Raw genomic sequence first — 6,143 nt, forward strand, 5'->3', positions numbered from 1 at the left:
TTTGATAGACCAATTCCAACTTTATTTAATTGGGACTTCAAGCCTTCCATATCTTCGAATTCATCAAAAACAAAATTATATTTAGAATTATCTACACCTTCAAATTGAAAATTAGTTTTTAACCTGCTTTCAAAGTATGATGCTAACTGATTTAAGCTTAATCGTGTGATTAGATGTTGACCGTCTTTTCTATTTACATAACCACCTCCCTCAATAGTTTCTACATCCTTTTCTAATAAATTTTTATCAATTATCTTCAATAGATAAACATCCGCATTTTTACTTTTAGTTTGAATATTGAAGTTATAAGTGTTTTGAATGTCTTCCAAAATTCTATTTTTTCCATGTCCATAGGTTACTGTTTTACTTTTTACTTTAAAGCTTAGTAGAATGGTATCCAATTCAGGTCTATTGTTAATTAAACTCAGACTATTTATTTGAAAAAAATCTCTTATTACATCGGTTACAGGAACAAAAATATATTCTATATCTATTAATACGCTATCAACCTTTTGAGTCTTGGCTGAATATAATTTGGGATCTCCGCCTTCACTTATTGTGAAATTGTAGAATCCTTGTTCAAGATTAGAATCTTGATAAGCTTTGTCAAATTCAGTAGTATACGGTTCAGGTGTTTCTCCAGTGTTCAAATATTCTATCAAGATTTGTTCAAAATCTTCAGACTTTCCTATCCAAATAAACTCGCCTTTTTTTGAGATAAGGCAACTAATTGGTATACCGCTAATATTAAAACGCTTAAAGAGTTTTCTATCAACATCGTTCAAGAAAGAAAGGTTGGAATTTTTCTTTGTTAAAAAATTGTTTACGATGTCTACTTTTTCATCGCTGATAGCAATGATTTGTAAATCATCGCTATATTTTTCTTGCAGTTTCTCTAAATGAGGAAACGATGCGATACATGGGCCACACCAAGTTGCCCAAAAATCTATAAGCAACAGTTTGTCTTTTTCAATTTCCCTCTCATTGACACTTAATAAACTACCTCGGGGCAAGCCCACGAGGTATTAAAATAATTTGAGCTGTCCAGAATGGATTTTTTTGTATTCTTCTTCTTTTTCTTTACTCTGATTCTGAACGTATTTTTGAATTACCTCTTTAACTGCGTACAAGCCAACCGTATTTGCATAAAATCTACTTATCCAAAAACTACCACCCCACAATAATGATTTAATTTCAGGATGCAGATGGAACATCTCTCTCGCAATTATACTTTTTATTGTACGAACCATTTTACTTACTGACATTTTAGAGACACTTTGTACAAGAAAATGAACATGATTTGATTCATATCCTATTTCTATAAATTCAATTTCATAACGCTCAGATATTTCTTCACATACATTAGTCAAGGTTTTTCCTGATTCATCTGTAATAACGTTTTTTCTATACTTCAATGGAAAAACCAAATGGTAAATCAATAAAGTTTTGTCATGGCTCTTGTATAAATGTTCATCATCCATAAACCGAAAATACGCTTTTTCAAAGCGTTATGAAAAACCATCCGTTTTTCAAACTTTTCCTTTGCTACAACCCGAGGCAAGCCTCAGGGAATTCTTTAGATTAAATACAAGCTTCATAAAGACTACATCGAAGACAATGATTTAGCATTAGTAATACTAGAAGAGAACACTAAGAAAGACATTGAATTCAAATGTGAACTAACACTAGATAAAAGATATAGAGACACTATTAATATGAAGCATTTTTTACAATTGTCTTTAATTATTGATTATCTCGAGGTCATTAATACTTGCGTATCTTTTTTCCATTAGACCATTTTTGTCAAATTCCCAGTTTTCATTACCATATGCTCTAACCCATTTTCCATTTTCATTTCTATATTCGTATTCAAATCTAACAGCTATTCTATTTCCTGAATGTGCCCAATATTCTTTTTTTAACTTATAATCTAACTCCTTTTTCCATTTCTCAGTTAAAAAGCGTACAATTTCTTTTCGACCGTTAATGAATAAGCTTCGGTTCCGCCATTCACTATCGACAGTGTATGCTAAACTTACTTTTTTAGGATCTTGAGAATTCCAGGCATCTTCTGCCATTTGAATTTTTTGTTTTGCAGTTTCCAACGTAAATGGTGGAAGAGGATGTTTTTGTTCCATAGTTTAATTATTTATATTAAATTTTCTGTTAAACTTTTAATTTTTCAATTAATTCGTTGGATTTAAATACTTTACTTTCTATCGTTGAACTTTCAAAAAGTAAATAAATGACAGCAGACAATAATTCGTCTTGAATTTCTCCTTTAACAAAATTTCAATCGTCTTTATGATCTTAAATAATCGCTAGGATTCCTTCTTGATCTTTGGATATTTCGAAGGGCTTAATCACAAGAAACTATAACATATTCCGTCAGCTTCATATACTTGTATTTATTATAATTTTATCGTTTTCATGTAGACCAAAAAGCCTATAATTTTCAACCTAAATCTTCGTTCTAGATTCTATTCAATTAATCAATCTCCATTTTCGTTCTTAGGTCGAAGAAGAACATACTATACTCTCATTAAACTTCTTTGGGGTTAGCTCTTTGATAAGAATTTAATCCATCAATAATTCAATCATCTTATCCGCCATTTCAGACGACGAAGCTGGGTTTTGACCAGTTATTAGATTTTTGTCTACAACGGTATAAGAAGAAAAATCATTTCCTTTACTATATATACCTCCTAGTTCTGTTAATTTGGATTCCAAAAGAAATGGAACCAATTTATCAGCTCCTACACCTATTTCTTCAGAATCTGCAAAGGAGGTAATTTCCCTTTCCCTAACAAATGTATTTCCATCAGCATCTAAAGCATCCACAAGAACCGAGACTCCGTGACACATTGCTGCAATTACCTTCTCTTCTTGTATAAAATGTTGTAGCGTATCTTTTAATAACGGATTATTTACAAAATCCCACATTGGCCCATGACCGCCTGGGAAATACACTAAATCATACTTCGATGGATCTACTTCTCTCAAGCTTAAGCTAGTATTCATTAGATAAACAGCTATTTTATCGGCTTTAAATCTAATAGTGTCTTCCGTCATCCAATCCTTTGACTCACTCAGTGGATCTATAGGAATATTTCCTCCGTTAATAGAAGCTATTTCAACATGAATTCTTTCTTCCTTCAGTCCATAGTAAGGTGTTGCAACTTCTTCTAACCAAACCCCAGTTTTTACCCCAGATTCTCCTAAATCCCTATGTGATGTTGTAATAAATAATACTCTTTTCATGATTATTCTAGTAATTTTATCATTTCAACCGCAACTCCACTGGCGGATGCTGGATTTTGACCTGTTATAAGGTTACCGTCTGCAACAACAAATGGATCAAAAGGTGTTGTGTTTGAAAAGTCAGCACCTTGTTTTATCAATTCTTCATCAAGCATAAACGGGATTACATCTCCCAATAAATGCTTATCAATATCCTCTTCTGTTTTTGTAAATGAGTTAATTTTTTTTCCCTCTAATAAGTTAGTGTCATCTGATAGAATAACATTGAGTAAAGCACTTGGTCCGTGACATACAGCACCAATAATTTTCTCGTTTTCATACGTTTCTTTTATAATCTTTTTAACCAATGGATTATCGACCATATCTGTCATTAATCCTAAACCTCCTGGGAAAAAGATAGCGTCATAGGCTCTAACATCCACATCACTTAATTTATGACTAAAATCGAGTCGTTTAAAAGAGTTGCTCTCTTTGAATTCTTTACTAGTTTTTTGAGAAGAATCATAGCCAACAAAAGGAGGGTTTCCACCAAGAATACTAGCAAAATCTACAGTATATCCCTTGTTAGTAAATTCTAAATATGGGTCGGCTACTTCTGAAAATTCGTACCCTGCTGGGTGTTTTCCTGTACCTGTTATATTAGTACTTGTAATAATAAAAAGTATGTGTTTCATGTTTATATCTTCAATAAACACGCGAAACATAAAATTCAATCTGATAGATTGTTTCTCATGCTTCGCATGTATTTATTTATTCTTCTATTTTAACTTGTTGCAATTTGATTTAGAGCTTTTCCTAAATTTTCTGGACCGGTAACCAATGGAACATGACCGTCTTCTAGGGTAACTACTTCACTAATTCCAGTCTCTTTTTGTGCTTCCCTTTGAACTTTTAAAGAGATAACTCTATCTTTGGTAGTTTCCACATATGCTTTAGGGACTTCATTAAAGTTATTACCTGTTTTAACAACCTCAAAAAATGGTTTTGTAGCTTGTTTTACTAATTTTGGTAAAGCATAATCCACTTGCTCATCAGTAGCACCAGTCAATATTACATCCTTGACGGCCTGTCTACCTAAAGTAGCATAACTCTCATCCTCTGAAAAAATCATGCTTGCCAATAATTCACTTCCTTCATCTTCTTTGAAAATTTGAACCGCAGGTTTGTCATCGTAAGGTATCGCTGAAGCTACAAACACAAGCTTCTCAATGTACTCCTTTGATTCTTCTGCAACTTGGGATATGATATATCCGGCAAAACTATGTGCAACTAAAATTACTGGCTCTGCTATTTTATTAAGTTCCTTTCTTACAGAGTCTGCATAAAGTTGAAGTGAAATTTCTGAGATAGGTGTTTTATCATCACCATGACCAGGTAAATCAAAAGCGATTACTTTATGACCTTCTTTTTGCAAAAAAGGGATTGTTTCTCCCCAAGACCATGCGCCTTCCCATGCACCATGAACTAATAGGATTGTTTTATTTGAATTTTTCATTTATTTGATTTTTATTGTTAATAATTTGCTATTATATAAATGGGCATCATTATTTCGACGCCCACTTACAATTGCTATTAATCGTAGTTAGAGGAATTCATTAATTTTCTTAGTAATTCACCGCTCTCTACTTATCATTGATACAAAGTTGAGGTAACTTTGAAGTTTAAAAGTTGTCTTATGACAATGGTTAAACTAATTAAATACAAGTTCAAATGTTTTTTTTTGATTTGAACTTGTATTTAATTAACCTTTTGAAACAGCTTCAAATATTCCTTCATTGGTCAATGGGGTACCATCAATGTTCCATGTACCATCAACAGTATGCACGCCATTTCCCCATATTTTTTCTTTTGGTAGCTTTCCTCCAGAAAGATCATGAATTATTTGTGTGGCTTCATTAAAGAAACTTTCCTGTACTTCTTTATTTGCAAGAGCAAACGAAGGTGTTTTAGTTTCAACCCACGCTCCATCTACAGTTTTACCTCCAGCAAATGTCAATCCCTTAGGAATAACACTCACATGAGCAGTTACGTTTCTTGTCATGACATTGTTGCCAGACATTTCATGATGTTTTAAAAAAGAATCTGTTAGTTTTGATACAGCTTTTTCGATGTTGTTTAACGGAAGTACGCCTTCGGTAAGTGTTAATGTAATAGGCATAATATATATTTTAAGTTGTGAACTTCATTGTTCAGCAACAGTACAAATATCAGATGGTTATAAAGTTTAAAAGTTGTCTTATGACAATGGTTCGAGAAATCTTTAGATTGACAAAAAAAGCAAGTAGCTGACATTTGTATATAACCTTTTACTATCTTTATTGATATAAAAAGAATTACATGGATTAATCACGGTTTATTCTTATATAAATTTCTCTGGTGACGTATTTCCATACCTCAGTATGTCTTAAATAACCAACCAAATCATCAAATACACTCTCGTTTCTTAATTCGAATTTAAAACAAGCTCAAAAATCAAATTCCTCATCAATATCTCTTGAATGATATAATTGTCTCGCAATTGCATGGAGTTATTTCATCGATAAAACTATATGATGCGATCTTTTTTCAAATATCTCTTTTCTTTCATTTTGTGTCATTGCCCACCATTCGTCAGATTTATCAAATGCAATAAATGAAACACAAGTGGCTTCCTTTCTCCCAATTTGTGGCTGAACCGCCTTTAATTTAGTAAGTGCATCCTTATCAACATACCTTGTATTGCTGATAATTCCTTTATATGTCCATATTCCTTCTTTAGACTTTTCTAGTGTGCTTGGTGCTATATTAATATGTGAAACGTCTTTAATAGGTTATCCTTTTACCGTTATATTATCTGTAACTTTTGATTTGCCTGAATTTCCACCTATAAAGTCAAAAATTGT

7 protein-coding genes are annotated in these 6,143 nt (G+C 32.3%); all 7 read right to left on the reverse strand.

Annotation, left to right across the window (positions count from 1 at the left end; all coding sequences use genetic code 11):
• On the reverse strand, positions 1-956 hold a 956-nt coding region (locus CXF67_RS03710; protein WP_219621017.1), incomplete at its 3' end, for a TlpA family protein disulfide reductase.
• 69 nt (positions 957-1,025) lie between these two features.
• On the reverse strand, positions 1,026-1,481 hold the full coding sequence (tnpA, locus tag CXF67_RS03715; RefSeq protein WP_102087519.1) for an IS200/IS605 family transposase: 456 nt from the start codon (positions 1,479-1,481) through the stop codon (positions 1,026-1,028).
• Positions 1,482-1,739: 258 nt separating this feature from the next.
• Positions 1,740-2,138, reverse strand: a complete 399-nt coding sequence (locus tag CXF67_RS03720) for a nuclear transport factor 2 family protein (protein ID WP_102087520.1) — start codon at positions 2,136-2,138, stop codon at positions 1,740-1,742.
• Positions 2,139-2,577: 439 nt separating this feature from the next.
• A complete protein-coding gene (locus tag CXF67_RS03725) occupies positions 2,578-3,261 on the reverse strand; it encodes a type 1 glutamine amidotransferase domain-containing protein (RefSeq protein WP_102087521.1) in 684 nt (227 codons plus the stop codon).
• Positions 3,262-3,263: 2 nt separating this feature from the next.
• The gene (locus CXF67_RS03730; RefSeq protein ID WP_180957891.1) at positions 3,264-3,935 is read right to left on the reverse strand and encodes a type 1 glutamine amidotransferase domain-containing protein; all 672 of its coding nucleotides are present in this window, start codon (positions 3,933-3,935) and stop codon (positions 3,264-3,266) included.
• 89 nt (positions 3,936-4,024) lie between these two features.
• Positions 4,025-4,756 carry an alpha/beta fold hydrolase gene (locus CXF67_RS03735; RefSeq protein WP_102087523.1) on the reverse strand — a complete coding sequence of 244 codons (732 nt, stop codon included), beginning with the start codon at positions 4,754-4,756 and terminating at the stop codon, positions 4,025-4,027.
• Positions 4,757-5,002: 246 nt separating this feature from the next.
• Positions 5,003-5,419, reverse strand: a complete 417-nt coding sequence (locus tag CXF67_RS03740) for a 4-oxalocrotonate tautomerase (RefSeq protein WP_102087524.1) — start codon at positions 5,417-5,419, stop codon at positions 5,003-5,005.
• Between the last annotated feature and the right edge of the window lie 724 nt (positions 5,420-6,143).

It is taken from the genome of Psychroflexus sp. MES1-P1E (assembly GCF_002836055.1).
Taxonomy (GTDB): Bacteria; Bacteroidota; Bacteroidia; order Flavobacteriales; family Flavobacteriaceae; genus Psychroflexus.

Excerpts from the sequence above, each read along its gene's own strand:
- tnpA (WP_102087519.1), bottom strand. The coding sequence starts at position 1,481 with ATGGATGATGAACATTTATACAAGAGCCATGACAAAACTTTATTGATT.
- CXF67_RS03720 (WP_102087520.1), bottom strand. The coding sequence starts at position 2,138 with ATGGAACAAAAACATCCTCTTCCACCATTTACGTTGGAAACTGCAAAA.
- CXF67_RS03725 (WP_102087521.1), bottom strand. The coding sequence starts at position 3,261 with ATGAAAAGAGTATTATTTATTACAACATCACATAGGGATTTAGGAGAA.
- CXF67_RS03730 (WP_180957891.1), bottom strand. The coding sequence starts at position 3,935 with ATGAAACACATACTTTTTATTATTACAAGTACTAATATAACAGGTACA.
- CXF67_RS03735 (WP_102087523.1), bottom strand. The coding sequence starts at position 4,756 with ATGAAAAATTCAAATAAAACAATCCTATTAGTTCATGGTGCATGGGAA.
- CXF67_RS03740 (WP_102087524.1), bottom strand. The coding sequence starts at position 5,419 with ATGCCTATTACATTAACACTTACCGAAGGCGTACTTCCGTTAAACAAC.